We start from the raw sequence: 21,515 nt of genomic DNA on the forward strand, positions 1-21,515 counted from the left end.
GCCTACGCTGCAGCCATGAGCACCCCCACCATCGGCTACGCCGCCATGCTCGAGCAGTTCCACCCCACGGAGGCCGTGCGGCTCACCGCCCTGGCGGAGGAGCACGGCTTCTCCGGCTGCATGGCCGCCGACCACTTCCAGCCCTGGGTCCCGGCGCAGGGGCAGTCCGCCTTCGTGTGGAACGTGCTCACGGCCGTCGGCGAGCGCACCCGGGGCGACCTGGGCCCGGGGGTCGTCTGCCCGAGCTTCCGGTGGCACCCGGCCATGGTGGCCCAGGCGGCGGCAACCCTCGAGGCGATGTACCCCGGCCGGACCTGGCTGGGGCTGGGCGTCGGGGAGGCGCTCAACGAGCACGTCGTGGGCGGCTACTGGCCGGAGGCCGGTGAGCGGTCCCGCCGGTTGTTCGAGGCGGTGGACCTGATCGCCCAGCTCTTCGCGGCGTCCCGGGAGGGCAGGGACACGCGCTGGTCGGGCGAGCACTTCCGGATGGAGACCACGCGCCTGTGGACGATGCCCGAGCAGGCACCTCCCATCCTCGTGGCCACGGCGGGGCCGGTGAACGCCCGTCGCACCGGCCGGCACGCCGACGGGATCATCACCGTCGGGGCCCCGCACGAGAAGGTCGGGATGCTGCTGGACCGCTTCGCCCAGGGCGCCCGCGACGCCGGCAAGGACCCCGACGGCATGACGAAGGTCCTCCAGCTGCACCTGTCCTGGGCGCCGACCGACGAGGAGGCCCTGGCCAACGCCCTCACCGAGTGGCCCAACGGCGGGATGGCCTTCCCCAAGGCCGACATCCGCTCCCCCCACGAGCTGGCCCAGATGGCCCGGCTCGTGCGGCCCGAGGACTTCGCCGGGCGGATGGTCATCTCCAGCGACCCGGACGTGCACCGGGCGACCGTGCAGGGCTACCTCGACCACGGGTTCGACCGCGTCTACCTCCACAACGTGGGCCGCAACCAGCGGGAGTGGATCGAGGTGTTCGGTCGCGAGGTGCTGCCCGCCCTGCGGCGGTGAGGCGACCGCTCAGCCGTTGAGCGGGTTGGCGTCCCAGTCACGGGCCTGCGGGTCACCCGTGCGCCACGCGTCCTCGGCGGCCTCCTCCTCGTCCCAGCGGGCGGTCCGTTCGGCGGCGATCTCCAACGCCCGGGAGGCCTCCTCCTCGGTCTCGTAGGGGCCCAGGAGGTCGTGGCTGCGCGCCCGCTCCGGGTCGTCGGCCGCCTCCACCTGCCGTGTGCGCGTGTTGAACCAGTACTGCATACCGACTCCTCTCCGGTGCACCCCCGCAGGGGCGCAGCCGTCTGCTCGACCGTGGGCACCCGTGGCGGGGCACCTACACTCGACCCTATGCCGACCAGCATCCCCCTCGCCCCCGGGAAGATCAGCCCGCGCCGCCCGGTCCCGGCCGGCATCGCCCGCCCCGAGTACGTCGACCGGCCGGCACCGGCGCCGTTCCGCGGCACGGAGGTCAAGGACGAGGAGACCGTCGAGCGGATGCGGCACGCCGGGCGCATCGCCGCCCAGGCGCTGCAGCTGTGCGGCGAGATGGTCCGCCCGGGCGTGACGACCGACGAGATCGACCGCGCCGGGCACGAGTTCCTGCTCGACCACGGGGCCTACCCCTCGACGCTGGGCTACCGCGGGTTCCCCAAGTCGCTGTGCACGTCGGTCAACGAGGTCGTCTGCCACGGCATCCCGGACGACCGCGAGCTGCAGGACGGCGACATCTGCAACATCGACGTGACCGCCTACGTCGGGGGGGTCCACGGCGACAACAACGCCACCTTCCTCTGCGGCGAGGTGGCCGAGGAGACACGACTGCTCGTGGAGCGCACCCAGGAGGCCCTCATGCGGGGCATCCGCGCCGCCCGGCCCGGACGGGAGATCAACGTCATCGGCCGGGTCATCGAGAGCTACGCGCGGCGGTTCGGCTACGGGGTGGTCCGCGACTTCACCGGTCACGGCGTCGGCGAGGCCTTCCACTCCGGACTGGTGATCCCGCACTACGACGCCGCCCCCGACTACGACACCCTCATCGAGCCCGGGATGACGTTCACCATCGAGCCGATGCTCAACCTCGGCACGCACGAGTGGGTCGAGTGGGACGACGGCTGGACCGTCCTGACGGCCGACGGCCGCCCCTCCGCCCAGTTCGAGCACACCATCCTCGTCACCGAGGACGGACCGGAGATCCTCACCCTGCCCTGACGACCGGGTCACCCACCCCTCCCAGCCCCCTTCGGAAGGACCAACACCATGGGCCAGCACATCCTCGGAGTCGACATCGGCGGCAGCGGCATCAAGGGCGCTCCCGTCGACCTGGACAAGGGCGCCTTCGCCGACGACCGCGTCCGCATCGACACCCCCGACGACGCGACCCCGGAGGCGGTGGCGGACATCGTGGCCGAGATCATCGAGGAGTTCGACGACATCGACGAGGAGAGCCCGGTCGGCATCACGGTGCCGGCGGTGGTGCATCACGGCGTGGTGCGGACGGCGGCGAACATCGACAGCAGCTGGATCGGCACCGACGCCGACGCGTTGTTCACCCGTCGGCTGGACCGGCCGGTGCACGTGGTCAACGACGCGGACGCCGCGGGGGTCGCCGAGATGCACTTCGGGGCGGGCCGGGGCAACGACGGCGTCGTGCTGCTCACCACGCTGGGCACCGGGATCGGCTCGGCGCTGTTCCGTGGCGGCGAGCTGCTCCCGAACACCGAGCTGGGGCACCTCGAGCTCGACGGGCACGACGCCGAGACCCGGGCCGCCAGCAGCGCCCGCGAGCAGGAGGACCTGTCGTGGGAGGAGTGGGCCGAACGGCTGCAGCGCTACTACTCGCACGTGGAGAACCTGCTGTGGCCCGATCTCATCATCGTCGGTGGGGGGGTCTCGAAGAAGGCCCACAAGTTCCTGCCGCTGCTCCACCTGCGCGCCCCCATCGTGGCGGCCGAGCTGCGCAACGACGCCGGCATCATCGGCGCCGCCTGGCACACCCGGCACCTGGAGGAGTAGGGCGGCGGTCCTCCCCGCCACGACCGCGTCCGACGGGGCCGGCCAGGAGCACCTACCAGGAGGTGTGGCGCGGCCTGCCCTCCTCGAACCCGGCCGCGCCCTGCACCCCGACGACCGACCGCGTGTGGAACTCCCCGATCGTGCGCGCGCCGGCGTAGGTGAAGGCGCTGCGGACGCCGGAGACGATGCGGTCGACGACGTCCTCGACCCCGGGCCGCAGCGGGTCGAGGAACATCCGTCCGGAGGAGATGCCCTCCTCGAACAGCGCCGAGCGGGCGCGGTCGAAGGCCGAGAGGTCCTTCGTGCGCTGCCGCACCGCCCGTGCGGAGGCCATCCCGAAGGACTCCTTGTAGGCGCGCCCCTCCGCGTCGCGCATGAGGTCGCCGGGCGACTCCAGGGTGCCCGCGAACCAGGACCCCACCATGACCGAGGCCGCGCCGCCGGCGAGCGCCAGCGCCACGTCCCGGGGGTGCTTGACCCCGCCGTCCGCCCACACGTGGATCCCGCTCTCGCGGGCCGCCTCGGCGCACTCCACGACCGCGGAGAACTGCGGCCTGCCCACCCCGGTCATCATCCGGGTGGTGCACATGGCGCCGGGTCCCACCCCCACCTTGACGATGTCGGCCCCGGCGGCGGCCAGGTCGTGGACCCCGGCCCGGGAGACGACGTTGCCAGCCACGACAGGGACCCGCACGCCGGTCCGGTCGGCGTGCTCGTCGCGGACCGCGACGACCTGCGGGAGCGCGTCGAGCATCTTCTCCTGGTGGCCGTGGGCGGTGTCCACCACGAGCACGTCGACGCCGATGCCGAGCAGCTCGGTCGCCTTGGCGGGCACGTCCCCGTTGATGCCCACCGCGGCCCCGATGCAGAGCCGGCCGTCACGGTCGACCGCCGGGGCGTAGATCGCCGACCGCAGCAGCCCGGTGCGCGTGACGATCCCGCGCAGCAGGCCGCCGGCCACCACCGGTGCCAGACCGGCCCGGGTCCGTTCGAGCTCGTCGAAGGCGACCCGCAGGTCGACCCCGTCCTCGAGGACCACCCGTGGCTCCTGCATGACCTCGGCGACGGAGGAGAACCGGTCGACGTCCTCGCAGTCGCCCTCGGTCACCACACCGACGGGACGGCCCGCCTCCACGACGACCGCGGCGCGGTGCGCCCGCTTGCCCATGACGGACAGCAGCTGGGCGACCGGGGCGGAGCGCTCGATGACGATGGGGGTCTCGTAGACCGGGTGGCTGCCCTTGACCCGCTCGACGGTGCGCCGCACCTCGGGCAGCGGGATGTCCTGCGGCAGCACGGCCGTGCCGCCCCGCCGGGCGACCGTCTCGGCCATCCGTCGGCCGGAGACGGCGGTCATGTTGGCCACGACCACCGGAATCGTCGTCCCCACGCGGTCCGGGGTGGTCAGGTCGACGTCGAGCCGGGAGGTGACCGCCGAGCGGGAGGGCACCATGAACACGTCGTCGTAGGTCAGCTCGTGCGTCGGCCGCATGCCGTTGAGGAACTCCACGGGGACCCAGCGTACGCACCCCTGGCGTCGGTCCTCCCGCCGTCCTAGCGTGGGGGTGACATCCACCCGAGACGGAAGGCGCATCATGCAGCTGACGCACCTGGGCCACGCGTGCCTGCTCGTCGAGGAGGGCGGGCAGCGGATCCTCGTCGACCCGGGCTCCTTCTCCGACCTCGACGGGCTGCGCGGCCTGACCGCCGTGGTCGTGACCCACCAGCACCCGGACCACCTCGACCCCCGTCGCGGGCCGGACCTGCTGCGGGCCAACCCCGACGCCCGGGTGCTCGTGGAGGCGCAGACCGCCGACCTGCTCGTGCGCGAGGGGCTGGAGGGCCGGGTGGAGCGCCTCGAGCCGGGCGGCCAGGTGGACCTCGACCCGGTCCTCGTGCGCCCGGTCGGTGAGCAGCACGCCGTCATCCACCCGTGGGTGGAACGCATCGGCAACACCGGGGTGGTGCTGGAGGCCGAAGGTGCTCCCGTGCTGTTCCACCCCGGGGACGCCCTGGACGCCGAGCCCGGGCCGGTGGACGTGCTGGCCGTCCCGGTCAACGCGCCCTGGGGAAAGGTCGCCGAGACCCTGCAGTTCGTCCGCCGGATCGCACCGCGACAGGGCGTGGTCCCCATCCACGACGGGCTGCTCAACGACACCGGCCGGTCGATGTACCTCGGGCACGTCGCAGACTTCGGCGCCGACGGCGGGGTCGAGGTGCTCGACCTGCGGGGGGCGGGCGCGACGACGCTGGGGCGGTAGAGGCGGTAGACTGGGTGGTCGAGGATGAGTCGGCCAGGCGGCCGCGTCGGACCCCCGGGTCCGCCGAGGAACGTCCGGGCTCCACAGGGCACGGTGGTGGCTAACGGCCACCCGGGGCGACCCGCGGGACAGTGCCACAGAAAGTAGACCGCCCACCGGTCCGCCGGTGGGTCAGGGTGAAAGGGTGGTGTAAGAGACCACCAGCACGCCAGGCGACTGGCGTGGCTCGGTAAACCCCACCGGGAGCAAGACCAGACAGTGCGTGCTCGAGGGCTACCCGCCCGAGCGCACGGGTAGGTCGCTGGAGGCGGTCGGCAACGGCCGTCGTAGATGGATGGCCGCCACCTCCGCAGGGCCGGCGACGGCGCGGAGGGACAGAACCCGGCGTACCGGTCGGCTCATCCTCGCCCCCGGGACGCACGGAAGGCGCCGCCGGCCTCGGCCGGCGGCGCCTCCGGGACGTCGTGGGTGGGCCGGTCAGAAGAGCGCGCCGGAGACCAGGTCGACGAGCACGAAGACCGCCGTGAAGGCGGCGACCCCGATCGGGATGACCGACAGGACCTTGTTCATCGACCGGGTGTCGGGAGAACCCGTCGGCAACGAGTCGGAGGTCGGGGCGGGCGCACGGAAGCTCATGCGGGCGATTCTGCCACACCGGCGGACGCCACCCCGCCGACCACCCGCAGGTCGACCTGCCCGGAGAGCACGTCGGTGCCGACCACCTCGACCCGGACCTCGGCGCCGGGCTCGGCGCTCCCCTCGGCGAACTCGCTCACCGGCGGGTCGACCAGCTGGACCACGGGGTCGCCACGTCGGCCCACGTCCACCACGACGGCGTCGAAGGTCCCCCCGACGTGGTCGGCCAGGACGGCCGCCTCGACCGCCGACAGGCAGGCCCGCTCGACCGAGCGGGTCCGCCGGTCCGCCTCGGCCATGAGGTCGGGCAGGACCGGCATCGCCGCAGCGGCCCAGCCGGGCACCTCCCGGCCGTGGACGAGCGCCTCGCACACGGCCAGGGAGAACCGGTCGACGAGACGGCGCAGGGGCGCCGTGGTGTGCGTGTAGGGGGCGGCGATGGCCGCCTGGACGACGTCCTCCTCCGCCGGGGCCACGCCGTCCAGCACCGTGTAGCCGGCCCCGCGGAACAGGCTGGTGGCGGCGTTGACGACGGCCAGGTGGGCAGGGTCGTCACGGTCCAGGGTCCGCAGGAACCGTCCGTAGCTGAGCTCCTCCGGCCAGGGCACCCCCAGGGCCTGTGCCTCCCGACGGAAGCGGGCCACGCTGCCCTCGTCGGGTGCGGGCATCGTGCGGAGGATCCCCGTGCCCGCCTCGAGCATGATCTGGGCCGCGACCATCCCGGTGAGCAGCGAGATCTGGGCGTTCCAGTCCTCCGCGGCCAGGAGGGGACGCAGCCTGAGGTGGTAGTGGCCCGCGTCGTCGACCTCCACGTCCTGCTCCGGCATCGGCAGGCTGGCACCGCCCCGGTCGTCCTCGCGCCGGACCCGGAGCTCGCCCACCTCCTTGAGCAGACGCAGGGTGGGCTCGGCCGTCCCGCCGTCCACCAGGCCCTGCACCTCCTCGTAGGTGTAGCGCCGCACGGACCGCACCATCGCGCGGTAGAGGTCGGCGTGGTCCCGCTCCCCCTCCGGCGTCAGGTGCATGTCCCACACGTAGGCGGGCCTCACCTGGTCGGGGAGCAGGCTGGCGGCGTCCTCGCTCAGCTGCGGGGGGTGCAGGGGCACGCGCACGTCGGGGCAGTAGACCGTCATGCCCCGTCGACGCACCTCCTCGTCGAGGGCACCCCCCTCCCGGAGGAACGCCGGGACGTCGGCGATCGCGTAGCGCACCCGGTAGCCCTCACCGGCGCGTTCGATGTGCATCGCCTGGTCGAGGTCCATCGAGCCGGGAGGGTCGATCGTGACGAAGGGGACCTGCGTCTCGTCCCGCTCCGGCAGGTCCGGGTCGGCCACGGCCCGCTCGACCTCGGCGAGCACCTCGGGGGGGAAGCCGGTCGGGAGGTCCTGCTCGGCCCGGGCCCGCGCGAAGGCCCGTTCGAGCAGCTGGGTGTGCTCACCGGTGCCGGTGAGCCGTGTCGCACGCTGAACCATGCCGTCACCCTACGTGGCCTACCCTGCCTGTCGTGCTGATCCTCCTGCCCCCGTCCGAGTCCAAGGCGACCCGGGACCGCGGGGCACCCGCGCGACCGCATACCCTCTCCTTCCCCGAGCTGGCCCCCGCCCGCGCGGAGGTCGCCAAGGCCCTGACGACGGTGAGCGCACGCCCGGACGCGGCGTCGCTGCTCGGGGTCGGGCCGGCCGTCGCCGGCGAGGTCGGGCGCAACCTGCGCCTGGCGGACGCGCCCGCGCTGCCGGCCCGGGAGCTCTACACCGGAGTGCTCTACGACGCTCTGGACCTCGCCTCCCTGGACGCCGCGTCCGCCCGTCGGGCCGCCCGCCGGATCGTCGTGGTGTCGGCGCTCTACGGCGCGGTGCGACCCACCGACCGGCTGGCCCCCTACCGCCTCTCCATGGGGGTGCCGCTGCCAGGGCCGGGGCCCCTGGCCACGTTCTGGCGCCCCCACCTGGGACCGGTGCTCGCCTCGGCGGCCGGCCGCGGCCTGGTCGTGGACTGCCGGTCCAGCACGTATGCCGCCGCCTGGGCCCCGGCGGGCGAGCTCGGCCGCCGGTGGGTCCAGGTGCGGGTGCCGGGTGCGACCCACATGGCCAAGCACACCCGGGGGCTGGTGGCCCGGGCCCTGTGCCGCACCCCCGAGGACCCCCGACGCCCGGAGGCGCTCGTCGAGCTCCTCGAGGAGGAGTTCGAGGTCGCCCTGCACAAGCCGGGGCGGGCCGGGAGGCCCTGGACGATGGACGTCGTCCACCGAGGCTAGGCCGGGGGGCCCTCCAGGGAGCTGTCGAGGATGCGCACCTGCGCCTCCAGCTGGGCGAGGTCCTCGGCGAAGGCGGGGTCGTAGAGGTGGTGGGTGTCGTTGACGAACTCCACCTGGACACCGCCGTCGGCCCAGACCTCGACCGCCGTCAGGGACGTGGGCGCCGTGGCGACCGACCAGGCCCGGGAGTGGTCGATGCCCAGCAGCCGGCCGAGCACCGACATCAGGACCACCCGGTGGGTCGCGACCACCACCGTCCCCCCGCGGGAGATCGCCCGACCCAGCGCCGCGCCCACCCGTCGGTCGAGCTCGCGACGGGTCTCCCCGCCGGGAGGGGCGAAGTCGAGGTCGTGCCGGAGGCGGGCCAGGTCCGCGGCGCTGTCCCGGACGAGGTCGGGCATGGCCCGACCGTCCCAGGAGCCGAACCCCTGCTCGTCCCAGTCCGCATCCTCCTCGCGGGCCACGCCCAGGTGGTCGGCGACGACCTGCCCCGTCTGCCGGGCCCGCCGCAGCGACGACGAGACCACCGTGACGCGCCCCGGGTCCGAGCGGTCCAGCAGACGCCGCACGGCGACGGCGGCGGCCCTGGCCTGCGCCAGCCCGGTGGCGTTAAGGGCGGGGTCGGCGCCTCCGCGTCCGTCGAGCCGGTGGCCCTGGGTGAAGTCGGTCACCCCGTGCCGCACCAGGACCAGCCGGGTCTGCCCCTCGAGGGTCGGCACGGTCTCGTCGGAGACGAACACGTCGGTGAGCGGCACGCGGGCGTCGCCGAAGACCTGCCCCGTGCCGGGCCCTGCCGCGGCGGGCGTCTCCTCCGCCGTCCCGGGTCCGTCCGAGCCCGCGCGCTCGCGCGCGAGGTCGCGGTGGACCGTCCGGCCGTCCATCGCGACGTTGGACAGCGCGTCGGCCGCCCCGTTGCGCTCGCGGGGGATCCAGGTGAACCGGACCGAACCACCTGCGGCCTGGATGCGGTCGACGAGGGCGCGGGCCTGGAGGGCCAGCCGGCGCATGTCCTCGTGCTTGATCTTCCACCGTCCGCACATCTGCTCCACGACCAGCTTGGAGTCCATCCGGACCTCCACGGCCGCGTCGGTGGCCAGGCCCAGGTCGAGCACGGCCTCCAGGCCCGCCACGAGGCCGCTGTACTCGGCGACGTTGTTGGAGGCCGTCCCCAGGGGCAGGGCCCGCTCGGCGAGCAGCTCGCCGGTCCGTGCGTCCTTGACCAGCGCCCCGTAGCCGGCCACCCCCGGGTTGCCCCGGGACCCACCGTCGGCCTCGACCAGCAGGGCGGGACGAAGGCTCACAGGCCGGACTCCTCGGTCCGGACGAGGATCCGGCCGCACTCCTCGCAGCGCAGGACCTCGTCCTCGGGGGCGTTGCGGATCCGGGAGAGGTCGACCGCGTTGAGGTCGAGCCGGCAGCCGCCGCACCGACGCTGCACCAGCGGGGCGGCACCGGTGCCGCTGTGCGCCCGTACCCGGTCGTAGAGGGCGAGCAGCTCGGCGGACAGGTCGGCCACGATCCCGGGACGACCCTCGGCGACCTGCTCCCGCTCGGCCCCGATGCGGGCGGCCTTCTCGTCGCGCTGCACCCTCAGCGCCGCCAGCTTCTCGGCGTGGGTGGCGTGCTCCCGCACGGCCCGGTCGGCGGCCGCCTGGGCCGCCTCGACACGTTCCATGACCTCGAGCTGCTCGTCCTCCAGCACCTCCTGGCGCCGGGCGAGCGAGGCGAGCTCGTGCTGCAGCCCCTGCAGCGACTTGGACGTGCCGCTGCCCTCGTCGAGGCGCGCCTGGTCGCGCGCGGCCCGGTCGCGCACCTGCTGGACCGCCGCCTCGGCCCGGGCCACCTCGCGCTGCAGGTCGGAGACCGCCGTCTCGGTGCGCACCACCTCGGCCTTCAGGTCCGCCTCGGCCGACTCGAGCCGGGCGATGTCCGTCAGCTCCGGCAGCGTGCGCAGCTGGTGGTCCAGCTGGGTGAGCCTGGTGTCGAGGTCGAGCAGGTCCAGGAGTCGGGACTGCATCTGCGGGCTGGCCTTCACGGCATACCTCCGGGTCGGGGGGCGGACGGACCGGCGGGCGGGTGGTCCTCCGCCGGTGGACGTGCGCCCACGACGAAGTCCCAGGGGTCGGTGCGCACGGTGGACAGGGAGAGGCTCACGCTACCGCCGAGCCGCTCGGTGAGCAGATCGCGCACGAGCGGCAGCCACAGCCACTCGCTGGCCCAGTGCCCGGCGTCGACGAGGTACGGCGTCCCCCTCCCCGGCTCCGCACCGCGGGCGCGGGCCTGGGCCCGGGCCTCCTCGCGCGCCTCCAGGGCAGGGTGGTGACGCAGGTCGGCCGTGACGTAGACGTCGGCGTCGCTGGCCCGCGCGGCAGCCAGGGCGGAGTCGCCCGCCCCGCCCAGCACGGCGACCCGGCGCACGAGCGCCCCGGGAGGACCGGCCACCCGCACCCCTCCCGCCGTGGGCGGCATGGCGGCGTGCAGCCGGGCGGCCAGGTCGGCCAGGGTCGTCGGCTCCGGCAGGTCGCCCACCCGGCCGAGGTCCTGCCCCTCTACGACCTGCAGGGGCTGCGTGGCTCCCAGGCCGCAGGCGCGCGCCAGGGCGTGACCCACGCCGGGGTCGGCCACGTCGGCGTTGGTGTGCGCGCAGTAGAGGGCGACGTCGTTGACGACAAGGTCGGTGATGGTGGCGCCCTTCGCCGTGGTCGTGGCCACGGAGTGGATCCCCCGCAGGAGCAGCGGGTGGTGGGTCAGGACCAGGTCCGCCCCGGTCGCGACCGCCTCCGCGACGACCTCCAGCGTCGGGTCGACCGCCAGCAGCACGTGCCGCACCCGCTGGTCCGGGTCGCCCGCGACCAGCCCCACGCGGTCCCACGACTGGGCGGTGTCGGGGGGGTAGAGCCGCTCCAGGACGGACACCACCTCGTGGAGCGGCAGCCCGTCCGGTCCTGCGGTCTCTCTGCTGTTGTCCACGTGGGCCCGGCCGGGCTCGAACCGACGACCTACGCGGTGTAAACGCGGCGCTCTACCAGCTGAGCTACAGGCCCCTTGGGGCGACCATTGTGCCAGCCCCGCGGGACCCCCGGCGTACACGGCGCACCGACGGCCTCCTCGCCTCTGAGCTACAGCCCGCGGACCGCCTCGTGCAGCAGCCCGATCGGCCGCTCCTCGCCCGGGCCGTGGACCAGGCTCCAGGTGACCACCCGGTCGGGGTCCACCAGGAAGGTGCCTCGCGTCGCCGCGCCGGTGCCCTCGTCGAGCACCCCGTAGGAACGGGCGGCGCGACCGTGCGGCCAGAAGTCCGACAGCAGCGGGAAGCGGTAGCCCTCCTGGGCGGCCCACGCGCGCAGCGAGGAGGTGGGGTCGCACGAGACGCCCACGACCTGCACCCGGTCGTTGACGAACTCGTCGATGTTGAGCTGGATCTCGAGCAGCTCCCCGGTGCAGATGGAGGAGAAGGCGAACGGGAAGAACACCACGAGCAGGTGCCGGTCGGCCACGAGCTCCGGCAGCAGCCGCCGTTCCCCGTGCTGGTCGGGCAGGTCCAGCTCGGGCGCGCGGTCGCCCACCCGGGGGACGGTCGTCACCGACGACCCACGAGCCGCTGACCCACCCAGGAGCCCAGGGGCACCGCTCCCGAGGCCGACAGCGAGCACGTGGTGCAGGCCTCCTGCACCTCGTGCGCGGCCACCCGGTCCGGGCGCCCCGCCCCGGGTGTGAGCAGGGCGATGAACCCGCCGTCCTCCAGCGTGGTGAGGGCGTCGACGAGCTCGTCGGCCAGGTCGCCGTCGCCGTCGCGCCACCACAGCAGGACGACGTCGACGACCCCGTCGTAGTCCTCCCCCTCGAGCGGCCCCTCCACGAGGGCCTCGACGGCCGCCCGCAGGTCCTCCTCGACGTCGTCGTCGTCGCCGTACTCCACCACGATCTGGCCGGGGGCGAAGCCCAGCCGTCGGGCGGGCCCGACGAGCGGGCCTGCGTCCGTGCCGATCTCGTTCACGTTCCTCTCACCGTCCATGGTGGGGACTACACAACTAGAGGGTGGGCCGGATGTAAAGGCGGCGCCCGCAGGTTGCCGTGCCGGTGCGGACCGACCGGAGGTCCGGTCGCCCCGGCGTGACAGACTGGCACCGTCACCACGACGGAAAGGTTGCCCCATGTCTTTCGAGCGTCCAGTCGGCCCGATCCTCAACGGGTTGCCGAGCCAGGTCCCGGACACGGACCCCGACGAGACCCAGGAGTGGCTCGAGTCGCTCGACGCCGCGATCGAGGCCGGCGGCCGGGGCCGCGCCCGCTACCTCATGCTCCGCATGCTCGAGCGCGCCCGCGACTCCCAGGTGGGTCTGCCGTCTCTGACGACGACCGACTACATCAACACGATCCCGCCCGAGCGCGAGCCGTGGTTCCCCGGCGACGAGGACATGGAACGGCGCTACCGGGCCTGGATCCGGTGGAACGCGGCCGTCATGGTCCACCGGGCCCAGCACCCCGAGATCTCCGTCGGTGGCCACATCTCGACCTACGCCTCGATCTCCACGCTGTGGGAGGTCGGCTTCAACCACTTCTGGCGCGGCCGTGACCACGAGGGCGGCGGCGACCAGATCTTCTTCCAGGGCCACGCCTCCCCCGGCATCTACGCCCGGGCCTTCCTCGAGGGGCGGCTCTCGGAGAAGGACCTGGACGGGTTCCGGCAGGAGAAGAGCCGCGGGCTCGACGAGGACGTCCAGCCGCTCCCGTCCTACCCGCACCCGCGCAGCATGCCCGAGTTCTGGCAGTTCCCCACCGTCTCCATGGGCCTGGGGCCGATGAACGCGATCTACCAGGCCGCGTTCAACAAGTACCTGCACAACCGCGGCCTGAAGGACACCAGCCAGCAGCACGTGTGGGCCTTCCTCGGCGACGGCGAGATGGACGAACCGGAGTCGCGCGGCCTGCTCCAGGTGGCGGCCAACGACGAGCTCGACAACCTCACCTTCGTCGTGAACTGCAACCTGCAGCGGCTGGACGGGCCGGTGCGCGGCAACGGCAAGATCGTCCAGGAGCTGGAGAGCTTCTTCCGCGGTGCCGGCTGGAACGTCATCAAGGTGCTGTGGGGCCGCGGCTGGGACGAGCTCATCGCCAAGGACACCTCCGGGGCCCTGGTCAACCTGATGAACTCCACCCCGGACGGCGACTTCCAGACCTTCCGCGCCAACGACGGGGCCTTCATCCGCGACCACTTCTTCGGCCGGGACCCCCGCACCAAGGAGATGGTCAAGGACTGGTCCGACGAGGACGTCTGGTGGAAGCTCAAGCGAGGTGGGCACGACTACCGCAAGGTCTACGCCGCCTACGCCGCCGCGCTGCGGCACACCGGCCAGCCGACGGTCATCCTGGCCCACACGATCAAGGGCTACAGCCTGGGCACGCACTTCGCGGGGCGCAACGCGACCCACCAGATGAAGAAGATGACCCTCGACGACCTCAAGGGCTTCCGCGACAGCCTGCGGATCCCGATCTCCGACGAGCAGCTCGAGGCCGACCCGTACAAGCCGCCGTACTACCACCCCGGTCAGGACGACGAGGCGATCCGCTACATGCAGGAGCGCCGCAAGGAGCTGGGCGGCTACCTGCCCAAGCGGGAGCCCGCCAAGGCCGGCGAGCTGAAGCTGCCGGACGCCAAGGTCTACGACGTCGCCAAGAAGGGCTCCGGCAAGCAGAACGTCGCCACCACGATGGCGCTGGTGCGCATCTTCAAGGAGTGGATGCGCGACAAGGAGTTCGGCAAGCACCTGGTGCCGATCATCCCCGACGAGGCGCGCACGTTCGGCATGGACAGCTTCTTCCCCACGGCGAAGATCTACAACGTCCACGGTCAGAACTACACCTCCGTGGACGCCGACCTCATGCTGGCCTACAAGGAGTCGACGAGCGGCCAGATCTGGCACGTGGGCATCAACGAGGGGGGGTCGGTGGCGGCCTTCACCGCAGCCGGCACCTCCTACGACACCCACTCCGTGCCGATGGTCCCGTTCTACATCTTCTACTCGATGTTCGGCTTCCAGCGCACCGGTGACGGCATCTGGGCCGCGGCCGACCAGCTGGTACGCGGCTTCATGATCGGGGCGACCGCCGGCCGGACCACGCTGACCGGCGAGGGGCTGCAGCACGCCGACGGCCACTCCCCCCTGCTGGCGTCCACCAACCCGGCCTGCGTCTCCTACGACCCCGCCTACGCCTACGAGATGGCGCACATCCTGCCCGACGCCCTCGAGCGGATGTACGGCGAGAACGCCGAGGACGTCTTCTACTACCTCACCGTCTACAACGAGCCGATGCGCCAGCCCGCCCAGCCGGAGGACGTGGACACCGAGGGCATCGTCAAGGGGATGCACCGCATCAAGGCGGCGGAGTCCGGCGACGAGGGCCGTCGTGTCCAGCTGCTGGCCTCCGGCGTGGGGGTGCCGTGGGCGCTGGAGGCCGAGGAGCTCCTCCGGGAGGACTGGGGCGTGCACGCCGACGTCTGGTCGGTCACCTCCTGGTCCGAGCTGCGCCGGGAGGCGATGGCCTGCGACGAGGACGCCTTCCTCCACCCCGACCAGGAGCGGCGGGTGCCCTACGTGACCCGGCGGCTGTCGGAGGGCAGCGGCCCGATCGTCGCGACGAGCGACTACATGCGGGCCGTGCAGGACCAGATCGCCCCGTGGGTGCCCGAGGACTACCACGCCCTGGGCGCCGACGGCTTCGGGTTCGCCGACACCCGTGCGGCGGCGCGCCGGTTCTTCCACATCGACGGTCCGTCGATGGCGGTCAAGGCCCTGCAGATGCTCGCCGACCGCGGGGAGCTCGACCCCCAGGTGCCCCGGGAGGCGGCCGAGCGCTACCGGCTGCTCGACGTCAACGCCGGCACCTCTGGCAACGTGGGCGGGGACGCCTGAGCACGGCACCTTCGCACGCCCGGGCGGGGCGGCCGGTGCGACTGCCGGCCGCCCCGCCCCGTGCGTGCGGTCACTAGGCTGGACCGGTGCACCCCTCCCCGCCCCCGGGCTCGACCGGTCGCCCCGAGCCCCTGCAGCGACGCGCAGGAGAGCTGGCGACCCGGGTCACGCGGAGGATGGCCGAGGAGCACGACTGGTTCACGGCGCTGAGCCCCGACGACCGCTCCTGGGTCGGTCTGATCGCCCAGGGGGGGATCACCAACCTGCTCACCTGGTATGCCGCTGGAGCCCCCGAGCGCAGCATATCGGGGGACCCGTTCGCCGCAGCCCCCCGTGCCCTGGCCCAGACCATCTCCCTGCGGCAGGCCCTGGACCTGACCCGGACGGCGGTGGCGACCGTCGAGGACGCCGTCGACGACCTGGTGGGGGCGGAGGAACGCCCCCGCCTGCGGGAGGCGGTGCTGCGCTACTCGCGGGACGTGGCGTTCGCCGCGGCCACGGTGTACGCGAGGGCCGCGGAGCAGCGGGGCGGCTGGGACGCGCGGCTGGAGTCCCTGGTCGTCCACGCGATCGTGCGGGGCGAGGCCGACGACACCCTGGCCTCCCGGGCCGCCGAGCTGGGCTGGGAGGACGTGACCGGGGTGGCCGTCGTCGTCGGGTCCCTGCCCGAGGGCGGGTCCGGACCTGCCCTCGACGGGGTCCGGTCCGCGGCGCAGCGGGCGGGACGGCACGTGCTCACCGCGGCCCTGGGACGCCGGCTGGTGTGCGTGCTCGGCGGGACGGACGACCCCCTGTCCGACGCCAATGTCCTCGCGCCGCTCCTCGGGCGCGGCCCCGTCGTCGTCGGCCCGCGGGTCCCCCACCTGTTCGCGGCCGGCCGCAGCGTGCGCGCCGCCCTCTCGGCCTGCGACGCCGCGCCCGGCTGGCGGGAGGCCCCCCGGCCCGTGGGCGCCGACGACCTGCTCCCCGAGCGCGCCCTGCTGGGCGAGCAGCCCGCCCGCCGGATGCTCAGCGACCGGGTCTACCGTCCGTTGCGGGACCACCCCTCCCCGCTGCTGGAGACCGTCCAGGCCTACCTGGACCACGGCCGCGCCCTCGAGGCCACCGCCCGGTCGCTCTTCCTGCACCCCAACACGGTCAGGTACCGCCTGCGAAGGGTGGCGGACGTCGTCGCCCTCGATCCCCACGACCCCCGGGACGCCTGGGTGCTGCAGGTCGCGCTCGCCCTGGGGCGGATGACGGGTCGGGGCCGCCGGCCCGCCCACTGAGACCACGACCGGCACCACCGTCTTTGGAGGATTCCTCCAAGGGCACTCCCTGGTTCTCGTCGAGAACCCTGAGGCCGATCCGGGTCCTCGGCGGGCAGAGTGGGGGTCGTGCTCGTCATCGTCGCGCCCGGACAGGGCTCCCAGGCCCCTGGCTTCCTCTCCCCCTGGCTGGAGCTTCCCGGCCTCGTGGACCGGCTCGGCCGGCTCTCGGAGGTCGCCGGGACCGACCTGGTGGCTCACGGCACCGTCTCGGACGCGGAGACCATCAAGGACACGGCCGTGGCCCAGCCCCTCATCGTCGGCTCCGGGCTGGTCTGCCTGTCGGCGCTGGGAACGGCGGCCACGACCGAGGGCGCCCCGCTGCTCGACCTGGTCGGCGCGACGGCCGGCCATTCCGTCGGGGAGATCACGGCGGCGGCGATCGCGGAGGTGCTCACCGACGACGAGGCGACGGCCTTCGTCCGCGAGCGGGGACTGGGCATGGCCGAGGCCTCGGCCGCCGCGGCGACCGGCATGAGCGCCGTCGTCGGCGGCGAGCCCGTCGAGGTGCTCTCGACCCTGGAGTCCCTCGGTCTGACGGCGGCCAACAACAACGGTGCCGGCCAGGTCGTGGCCGCCGGCACGCTGGACCAGCTCTCCGCCCTCTCCGACGCCCCGCCCGCACGGGCCCGGGTCATCCCCCTCCAGGTTGCCGGGGCCTTCCACACGCGGCACATGCAGCCGGCGGTGGAGCGGCTGAGCAGGCACGCGCGCGAGCTCGCCCCGATGGACCCGTCGCTGCCGCTGCTGTCGAACGCCGACGGCCGCGTGGTGGACGACGGGCAGGAGGTGCTCCGCCGGCTGGTGCAGCAGGTCTCCAGCCCGGTGCGCTGGGACCTGACGATGGAGACGTTCGTCTCGATGGGCGTCACCGGTCTGATCGAGCTCCCCCCGGCCGGCACCCTGGTCGGTCTGGCCAAGCGCGGCCTGCGCGGGGTGGAGACCCTCGCCCTGCGCACCCCCGACGACCTCGACGAGGCGCGCCGCATGGTCCGCGACCACGGCCGGCCCCGGGACGCCGTCGCGACGGACGGATCCGCCCACCCCCCCACCCAGTCGCCGCGGCTGCACCCTCAGGAGGACACCCCGTGACCCCTACCCGTCCCGGTCGTCCCGTCCCCACGCTGACGAGCCCGCAGACCCTCCGGCACGCCCGGATCCTCGGCCTGGGCGGCTACCGCCCCGAGCGCGTGGTGACCAACGAGGAGATCTGCCGCCACATCGACTCCTCGGACGAGTGGATCCAGCAGCGGTCCGGCATCGTCACCCGCCGGTTCGCCCGGCCGGACGAGACGGTGGTCGACATGGCCGAGGCCGCCTCGCGGCAGGCCGTCGACCGGGCCGGGATCGACCCGGGACAGATCGGCGCGGTCATCATGGCCACGGTCACCCACCCCTACCAGACGCCGGCTGCCGCGCCCGAGCTCGGCCACCGCCTCGGGATCCCCGACCCGGCCGCCTTCGACATCTCGGCCGCCTGCGCCGGCTACTGCCACGGCATCTCGCTGGCCAACGACATGGTGCGCGCCGGGACGGTCGACCACGTCCTCGTCGTGGGGGTGGAGAAGCTGTCCGACTTCACGGACAAGCACGACCGGGGTTCGGCCTTCATCTTCGGCGACGGGGCGGGGGCCGCGGTCGTAGGGGTCTCCGAGACGCCCGGCATCGGGCCCACCCTGTGGGGCAGCCTGGGCGACAAGACCGACGTGATCACCCAGCGCGAGCCCTGGACCGAGCTGCGCCCGGCGATGGAGGACCCCTCCCACCACGGGGAGATCGCCTGGCCCTCCTTCGTCATGCAGGGACAGACCGTCTTCCGGTGGGCGGTGTTCTCCATGGCCCAGGTCGCGATCGACACGGTGGCCGCGGCCGGGATCACCACCGATGACCTGGATGCCTTCGTCCCCCATCAGGCCAACATGCGCATCACCGACGCCATGATCAAGGCGCTCAAGCTGCCCGCCCACGTGCCGGTGGCGCGGGACATCGCCGAGACCGGCAACACCTCAGCGGCCTCGATCCCGCTGGCCATGTCGCGGATGCTCGACGAGCGGGAGGCTCCGCACGGTGGCCTCGCCCTCCAGATCGGCTTCGGCGCGGGCCTGGTCTACGCCGCCCAGGTCGTGGTGATGCCATGACCGTCCGCCCCTGGCCGGACCGGCGCGACGACGTCGCCGGGGACCGGCCTCAGGACCTGACCACCCGAGGCCCGGCGGGACGCACCCGGGTCATCCCCTCACCGAAGGAGCAGCACACATGGCCATGAGCGAGCAGGAGATCCTGGCGGGTCTCGCGGAGATCGTCAACGAGGAGACCGGGCTGGAGCAGGAGGAGGTCCAGATGGACAAGTCCTTCACCGAGGACCTGGACATCGACTCCCTGTCGATGATGACCATCGTGGTCAACGCCGAGGACAAGTTCGGCGTCCGGATCCCCGACGACGAGGTCAAGAACCTCACCCACGTGCGCGACGCCGTCACCTACATCGCCAACAACCAGGGCTGAGCCTGCCGGTCCCGGCGCGACCCGACAGGTCGCGCCGGGACGGCGCGGCACCCGTCGCTCAGGTCCTCCCCGGACCGGGCCGGTGCCCGCACCCCAGCCCACCCCATACCCCGTCCTGTCGGCGGCCCCGCCGCCGCGAACCTGCCCCGGAGGCCGTGCAGATGTCCCCCAGCCCCAGCCCGACCCCCCGCCGCGTCGTCGTGACCGGCCTGGGCGCCACCACCCCCGTCGGCGGCACCGCCCCCGCCACCTGGGACGCGGTCCTGGCGGGCCGGTCCGGCGCCCGTCCCATCCCCCAGGAGTGGGTCGCCGAGCACGAGCTGCCGGTCACCTTCGCGGCGCAGATCCACACCCCGCCGAGCGAGGTGATGCGCAAGGTCGAGGTCCGCCGCAACGACCCCTCGGGGCAGTACGCCCTCCTCGCGTCCAGGGAGGCCTGGGCCGACGCGGGCAGCCCCGAGATCGAGCCCGAACGTCTCGGCGTGGCGGTCGGTTCCGGGATCGGCGGCGTCTGGACCCTGCTCGACCAGTGGGAGAACCTGCGCACCCGCGGGCCCCGCCGCGTGTTCCCGCTCACCGTCCCCATGCTCATGCCCAACGGGCCGGCCGCGGCGGTCTCCCTCGACCTGTCCGCGCGGGCCGGGGCGCACTGCCCCGTCAGCGCCTGCGCCTCGGGCGCGGAGGGGATGGGGCTGGCCTTCTCGATGATCCGCAGCGGACGCGCGGACATGATGGTCGCCGGGGGGACCGAGGCCGCCATCCACCCGCTCCCCATCGCCGCGTTCGCGGCGATGACCGCCCTGTCCTCGCGCAACGACGACCCCGAGCGGGCCTCCCGCCCCTACGACGTGGACCGCGACGGGTTCGTCATGGCCGAGGGTGCAGCCGTCATGGTCCTCGAGGCCGAGGAGCACGCGCTGGCCCGCGGCGCCCGCATCTACGCAGAGCTCGTCGGCGTCGGCATGTCCAGCGACGCCTACCACATCACCGCCGGCGAGCCCGACGGCGCCGGGGCCGCCCGCGCCATGGCCGAGGCGGTGGCCGACGCCGACCTGTCCATGGGCGACATCGGCCACATCAACGCCCACGCCACCTCCACGCCCGTGGGCGACGCCGCCGAGGCGCGCGCCATCCGGCGGGCCTTCGGCGACCACGCGGACCGCATCCCGGTCACCGCCACCAAGTCGATGACCGGGCACCTGCTGGGCGCGGCCGGGGCCCTGGAGGCGGTCCTGACCGTCCAGACCCTGCATCAGCGCCAGGTGCCGGCCACGATCAACCTGGACCGGCAGGACCCCCAGATCGACCTGGACGTGGTCACCGGGGCCCCCCGTGCCCTGCCCGAGGGTGACCTGGCCGCGGTCAACAACTCCTTCGGCTTCGGCGGCGTCAACGTGGCGCTGGCCTTCCGCAGCCGCGGGTGAGGGTCCGGCCGCGGGCCGGGTAGGCTCGCCGTCCCATGCACATCCTCCGCGTCGCCAACTTCGTCAGCCCGACGTCCGGTGGCATCAAGACCGCCCTGCGGGCGTGGGGGGAGCACTACCGGGAGCTGGGCCACGAGGCCTCGCTGATCATCCCCGGACCCGGTCCGGAGATCAGCCAGGAGGCCCAGGGGACCGTCTACCGGGTGCCGGCCACCCCGGTGCCGGGCACCGGATACTCCCTGATGTTCGAGCGCCGGGCGCTGTCGCGACTGATGGATGCGGTGGCACCGGACGCGCTGGAGGTCTCCGACCGGTCGACGACCCGCTGGATGGGTCGCTGGGCTCGGCGTCGGGGCGTGGGGTCGGTGATGATCAGCCACGAGCACATGACCGGGATCCTGGTGCGCCGCACCCCGATCCCGGAGGGAGCGGCCGTCCGCACCGCCGACCTGATCAACCGGCGCAGCGCGCACGACTACGACGCCATCGTCTGCCCGAGCCGGTTCGCGGCGGAGGAGTTCCACCGCAACGGCATCGACGCCCGGGTCGTCCCCCTGGGCGTGGACCTGCACACCTTCCGCCCGAGCCGGGACCTCGCCACCTACCGGCCGCCCGGCCCCGGCGAGCCCCTCCGGCTCGTGCACTGCGGGCGGCTATCCCCGGAGAAGCGGCCCGCGCTGTCCGTGGAGACCGTGCGCGAGCTGGGAAGGCGAGGGCACGACGTGGAGATGACCGTCTTCGGCCACGGGCCCATGCGGGAGGAGCTCATTGAACGGGCCCGCGACCTGCCGGTCGTCTTCCACGCCTACATCACCGACCGGGCCGAGCTGGCCGCCCGGATGGGCACGGCCGACGTCGCGCTGGCCCCCGGCCCGCTGGAGACCTTCGGCCTGGCCGCCCTGGAGGTCCTCGCCTGCGGGGTGCCGGCCGTGTGCCCGGACGAGGGAGCCCTCCAGGAGGTGGTCGGGGACGCCGGCGTGGTGGCCCCGTCCACCCCCGCCGCCTTCGCCGACGGCGTGGAGACGCTGCTCGCGCGGCCCGGGGCCGCCCCCCGTGCCCGTGAGCAGGCCGAGCGGTTCAACTGGCGTGCGTCGGCGCAGGCCATGCTGGACGTGCACGCCGAGGTCGCCGGACGCCGTCCGCGCCCGGCCTGACCCTGCTGCCCCCGGGCCTCACAGGCGGCCCTGGGCGAGCAGGTAGGT

At 73.7% G+C, this 21,515-nt stretch carries 21 protein-coding genes, 1 tRNA gene and 1 other RNA gene; 13 read left to right on the forward strand and 10 right to left on the reverse strand.

Features of this window, described 5'->3' with window-relative positions; all coding sequences use genetic code 11:
• The first annotated feature begins 15 nt into the window (after positions 1-15).
• On the forward strand, positions 16-1,017 hold the full coding sequence (locus tag FJR00_RS02920) for a TIGR03557 family F420-dependent LLM class oxidoreductase (RefSeq protein ID WP_141337405.1): 1,002 nt from the start codon (positions 16-18) through the stop codon (positions 1,015-1,017).
• Positions 1,018-1,026: 9 nt separating this feature from the next.
• Here FJR00_RS02920 and FJR00_RS02925 read toward each other — a convergent pair whose 3' ends face one another.
• A complete protein-coding gene (locus FJR00_RS02925) occupies positions 1,027-1,260 on the reverse strand; it encodes a hypothetical protein (RefSeq protein WP_075957797.1) in 234 nt (77 codons plus the stop codon).
• A gap of 87 nt (positions 1,261-1,347) precedes the next feature.
• Here FJR00_RS02925 and map point away from each other — a divergent pair, with 87 nt between their 5' ends.
• Positions 1,348-2,208 carry a type I methionyl aminopeptidase gene (gene map, locus FJR00_RS02930; RefSeq protein ID WP_075957798.1) on the forward strand — a complete coding sequence of 287 codons (861 nt, stop codon included), beginning with the start codon at positions 1,348-1,350 and terminating at the stop codon, positions 2,206-2,208.
• 48 nt (positions 2,209-2,256) lie between these two features.
• The gene (ppgK, locus tag FJR00_RS02935) at positions 2,257-3,012 is read left to right on the forward strand and encodes a polyphosphate--glucose phosphotransferase (RefSeq protein WP_141337406.1); all 756 of its coding nucleotides are present in this window, start codon (positions 2,257-2,259) and stop codon (positions 3,010-3,012) included.
• Positions 3,013-3,064: 52 nt separating this feature from the next.
• Here the strand turns inward: ppgK and FJR00_RS02940 are convergent, their stop codons facing one another.
• Entirely contained in the window at positions 3,065-4,522 is a 1,458-nt protein-coding gene (locus tag FJR00_RS02940; protein WP_202876579.1) for a GuaB1 family IMP dehydrogenase-related protein, read from the reverse strand.
• 85 nt (positions 4,523-4,607) lie between these two features.
• Here FJR00_RS02940 and FJR00_RS02945 point away from each other — a divergent pair, with 85 nt between their 5' ends.
• Together FJR00_RS02945 and rnpB are read left to right on the forward strand one after the other, a co-directional pair.
• Positions 4,608-5,273 carry an MBL fold metallo-hydrolase gene (locus FJR00_RS02945; protein ID WP_141337407.1) on the forward strand — a complete coding sequence of 222 codons (666 nt, stop codon included), beginning with the start codon at positions 4,608-4,610 and terminating at the stop codon, positions 5,271-5,273.
• A 25-nt stretch (positions 5,274-5,298) separates the two neighbouring features.
• Positions 5,299-5,678, forward strand: an RNA gene (rnpB, locus tag FJR00_RS02950) — RNase P RNA component class A.
• Positions 5,679-5,750: 72 nt separating this feature from the next.
• Here rnpB and FJR00_RS15660 read toward each other — a convergent pair.
• Together FJR00_RS15660 and FJR00_RS02955 are read right to left on the reverse strand one after the other, a co-directional pair.
• A complete protein-coding gene (locus FJR00_RS15660; RefSeq protein WP_158068633.1) occupies positions 5,751-5,909 on the reverse strand; it encodes a hypothetical protein in 159 nt (52 codons plus the stop codon).
• A complete protein-coding gene (locus FJR00_RS02955; RefSeq protein WP_141337408.1) occupies positions 5,906-7,381 on the reverse strand; it encodes an RNB domain-containing ribonuclease in 1,476 nt (491 codons plus the stop codon). The genes FJR00_RS15660 and FJR00_RS02955 overlap by 4 nt, the downstream gene beginning before the upstream one ends.
• A 32-nt stretch (positions 7,382-7,413) precedes the next feature.
• Here FJR00_RS02955 and FJR00_RS02960 point away from each other — a divergent pair, with 32 nt between their 5' ends.
• On the forward strand, positions 7,414-8,163 hold the full coding sequence (locus tag FJR00_RS02960; protein ID WP_141337409.1) for a YaaA family protein: 750 nt from the start codon (positions 7,414-7,416) through the stop codon (positions 8,161-8,163).
• Here FJR00_RS02960 and FJR00_RS02965 read toward each other — a convergent pair.
• The 6 genes from FJR00_RS02965 to FJR00_RS02990 all read right to left on the reverse strand — a co-directional run bounded on the left by FJR00_RS02965 (position 8,160) and on the right by FJR00_RS02990 (position 12,178).
• Complete coding sequence (locus FJR00_RS02965) at positions 8,160-9,464, reverse strand: histidine phosphatase family protein (RefSeq protein WP_141337410.1); 1,305 nt, start codon at positions 9,462-9,464, stop codon at positions 8,160-8,162. The genes FJR00_RS02960 and FJR00_RS02965 overlap by 4 nt on opposite strands.
• Positions 9,461-10,198, reverse strand: a complete 738-nt coding sequence (locus FJR00_RS02970; protein WP_075957803.1) for a zinc ribbon domain-containing protein — start codon at positions 10,196-10,198, stop codon at positions 9,461-9,463. The genes FJR00_RS02965 and FJR00_RS02970 overlap by 4 nt, the downstream gene beginning before the upstream one ends.
• A complete protein-coding gene (locus tag FJR00_RS02975; protein WP_141337411.1) occupies positions 10,195-11,133 on the reverse strand; it encodes a Nif3-like dinuclear metal center hexameric protein in 939 nt (312 codons plus the stop codon). The genes FJR00_RS02970 and FJR00_RS02975 overlap by 4 nt, the downstream gene beginning before the upstream one ends.
• A gap of 1 nt (position 11,134) precedes the next feature.
• A tRNA-Val gene (locus tag FJR00_RS02980) sits at positions 11,135-11,207 on the reverse strand.
• Positions 11,208-11,282: 75 nt separating this feature from the next.
• Complete coding sequence (locus FJR00_RS02985; RefSeq protein WP_075957805.1) at positions 11,283-11,747, reverse strand: peroxiredoxin; 465 nt, start codon at positions 11,745-11,747, stop codon at positions 11,283-11,285.
• Entirely contained in the window at positions 11,744-12,178 is a 435-nt protein-coding gene (locus tag FJR00_RS02990) for a DUF3052 domain-containing protein (RefSeq protein ID WP_075957806.1), read from the reverse strand. Before FJR00_RS02990 ends, FJR00_RS02985 begins: the two co-directional genes overlap by 4 nt.
• Before the next feature lie 139 nt (positions 12,179-12,317).
• Between FJR00_RS02990 and aceE the strand changes: the two genes are divergently transcribed.
• From aceE to FJR00_RS03025, 7 genes are all read left to right on the forward strand, one after another.
• Positions 12,318-15,077 (forward strand): pyruvate dehydrogenase (acetyl-transferring), homodimeric type, encoded by a 2,760-nt coding sequence (aceE, locus tag FJR00_RS02995; RefSeq protein ID WP_141337412.1) that lies wholly within the window; start codon positions 12,318-12,320, stop codon positions 15,075-15,077.
• An 86-nt stretch (positions 15,078-15,163) separates the two neighbouring features.
• Complete coding sequence (locus FJR00_RS03000; RefSeq protein WP_238330271.1) at positions 15,164-16,345, forward strand: PucR family transcriptional regulator; 1,182 nt, start codon at positions 15,164-15,166, stop codon at positions 16,343-16,345.
• Positions 16,346-16,453: 108 nt separating this feature from the next.
• Entirely contained in the window at positions 16,454-17,476 is a 1,023-nt protein-coding gene (locus FJR00_RS03005) for an ACP S-malonyltransferase (RefSeq protein ID WP_141337413.1), read from the forward strand.
• The gene (locus tag FJR00_RS03010; protein WP_238330272.1) at positions 17,473-18,522 is read left to right on the forward strand and encodes a beta-ketoacyl-ACP synthase III; all 1,050 of its coding nucleotides are present in this window, start codon (positions 17,473-17,475) and stop codon (positions 18,520-18,522) included. Before FJR00_RS03005 ends, FJR00_RS03010 begins: the two co-directional genes overlap by 4 nt.
• A 118-nt stretch (positions 18,523-18,640) precedes the next feature.
• Complete coding sequence (locus FJR00_RS03015; protein ID WP_075957810.1) at positions 18,641-18,889, forward strand: acyl carrier protein; 249 nt, start codon at positions 18,641-18,643, stop codon at positions 18,887-18,889.
• Between the two features lie 161 nt (positions 18,890-19,050).
• The gene (fabF, locus tag FJR00_RS03020; RefSeq protein WP_141337414.1) at positions 19,051-20,313 is read left to right on the forward strand and encodes a beta-ketoacyl-ACP synthase II; all 1,263 of its coding nucleotides are present in this window, start codon (positions 19,051-19,053) and stop codon (positions 20,311-20,313) included.
• A 35-nt stretch (positions 20,314-20,348) separates the two neighbouring features.
• Positions 20,349-21,467, forward strand: a complete 1,119-nt coding sequence (locus FJR00_RS03025; protein WP_141337415.1) for a glycosyltransferase — start codon at positions 20,349-20,351, stop codon at positions 21,465-21,467.
• Positions 21,468-21,515 lie beyond the last annotated feature (48 nt).

The organism is Ornithinimicrobium kibberense, assembly GCF_006519705.1.
Lineage (GTDB): Bacteria > Actinomycetota > Actinomycetes > Actinomycetales > Dermatophilaceae > Ornithinicoccus > Ornithinicoccus kibberensis.

Excerpts from the sequence above, each read along its gene's own strand:
- FJR00_RS02920 (WP_141337405.1), top strand. The coding sequence starts at position 16 with ATGAGCACCCCCACCATCGGCTACGCCGCCATGCTCGAGCAGTTCCAC.
- FJR00_RS02990 (WP_075957806.1), bottom strand. The coding sequence starts at position 12,178 with ATGGACGGTGAGAGGAACGTGAACGAGATCGGCACGGACGCAGGCCCG.
- FJR00_RS03025 (WP_141337415.1), top strand. The coding sequence starts at position 20,349 with ATGCACATCCTCCGCGTCGCCAACTTCGTCAGCCCGACGTCCGGTGGC.
- ppgK (WP_141337406.1), top strand. The coding sequence starts at position 2,257 with ATGGGCCAGCACATCCTCGGAGTCGACATCGGCGGCAGCGGCATCAAG.
- fabF (WP_141337414.1), top strand. The coding sequence starts at position 19,051 with ATGTCCCCCAGCCCCAGCCCGACCCCCCGCCGCGTCGTCGTGACCGGC.
- FJR00_RS03015 (WP_075957810.1), top strand. The coding sequence starts at position 18,641 with ATGGCCATGAGCGAGCAGGAGATCCTGGCGGGTCTCGCGGAGATCGTC.
- map (WP_075957798.1), top strand. The coding sequence starts at position 1,348 with ATGCCGACCAGCATCCCCCTCGCCCCCGGGAAGATCAGCCCGCGCCGC.
- FJR00_RS02925 (WP_075957797.1), bottom strand. The coding sequence starts at position 1,260 with ATGCAGTACTGGTTCAACACGCGCACACGGCAGGTGGAGGCGGCCGAC.
- FJR00_RS02945 (WP_141337407.1), top strand. The coding sequence starts at position 4,608 with ATGCAGCTGACGCACCTGGGCCACGCGTGCCTGCTCGTCGAGGAGGGC.
- FJR00_RS02955 (WP_141337408.1), bottom strand. The coding sequence starts at position 7,381 with ATGGTTCAGCGTGCGACACGGCTCACCGGCACCGGTGAGCACACCCAG.
- FJR00_RS15660 (WP_158068633.1), bottom strand. The coding sequence starts at position 5,909 with ATGAGCTTCCGTGCGCCCGCCCCGACCTCCGACTCGTTGCCGACGGGT.
- aceE (WP_141337412.1), top strand. The coding sequence starts at position 12,318 with ATGTCTTTCGAGCGTCCAGTCGGCCCGATCCTCAACGGGTTGCCGAGC.